Source organism: Micromonospora sp. NPDC023869 (genome assembly GCF_055559695.1).
On the sequence record NZ_JBVHKD010000030.1, the window covers coordinates 1 to 1054 of the forward strand.

Here is a 1054-nt window from a genome sequence, read left to right on the forward strand (position 1 = left end):
GATGTAAGGAAGGGTCCCCTGCTATCGCCTGGTGCATAGCAGGGGACCCTTTCTAACGTGCGGTGCTTGCGGGTGTCGCGGTGCTTGCGGGCGTCGCGGTGCTTGCGGGCGTCGCGGTGCCGGTTGGTGGTGTGGTGACGGCCGGCTGCCTGGGTGGGGTGCCGGCCGTCGTGGTGTGGTGTTGGTGGGTCAGTTGTTCCAGTGTTCGGTGACGAGGTCGGCGGCTTGCTGTTCCCACTGGGCGTAGTGGTCGGGGTATGCCGACACCTGCACGGTCTGGGCGGCGACGGTCAGGGGCATGTCCTGCCAGCCGTCGACCTGGTTGAGGCCCTTGAGGAAGGCGAGGGTGGAGTATTCGGGGTCGGTGATCTGTGCGACGGTGCCCCAGCCCGAGGAGGGGCGTTGTTGGAACAGGCCTTGGGAGTCGTGGTCGTTGCGGGCGCCGAGGTGGCCGAGGTTCTTGAGCTTGGATTCCTGGAATGCGGTGCCGATGGCGATGACGGCGGCGCGTTCGTTCATGTCGGCCTTCTTGGTGGCGGCGATGATGGCCTTGGCGTTGGCGGTCTGCTCGTCGTTGAGGTCGATGTGGGACTGGGTGCCCTGGACGCCGTGGGGGATGAGTGTGGTGGTGTCGGGCTTGTCGGTCTGGATGGCGGCGGTGATGGGGTTGGTCGGTGTGGTGTCGGTGGTGGTGTGGTTGAGGGGTCCGGCGGCGAGGCCGCCTGCGACGGTGAGTCCGGCGATGGCCAGGACGCTGTTGCGCAGGATGGTGTTCATGGGGGTAGCTCCATTCGGGGGTGGGGCGCCGCGGGGGATGCGGTGCCGACGCCGTCTGGCGCTGGGGTGGTTTTCGGGGGAGGGTGGCCCGGGTTGGCGGGGTGTGGTGGCCGCTCGCGGGTGCCGGGTCCAGGTGTAACGACCGGTGGGGGCGGGTCGTTCCCGGTGGGGGCCGGGGCTCGCGCGGGTTGCGGCGGCGGGCGGGCGCTTGAGGCGGCCGGTCTTCGTTACAACGACGTCCGGCCGCCGAGAATTCCACCACCAAGCAGTGAATAGC

At 68.7% G+C, this 1054-nt stretch carries 1 protein-coding gene; it reads right to left on the minus strand.

Annotated elements, in window-relative coordinates; translation table 11 throughout:
• Positions 1-189: 189 nt before the first annotated feature.
• Entirely contained in the window at positions 190-777 is a 588-nt protein-coding gene (locus ACZ31C_RS32230; RefSeq protein WP_465798508.1) for a hypothetical protein, read from the minus strand.
• Positions 778-1054 lie beyond the last annotated feature (277 nt).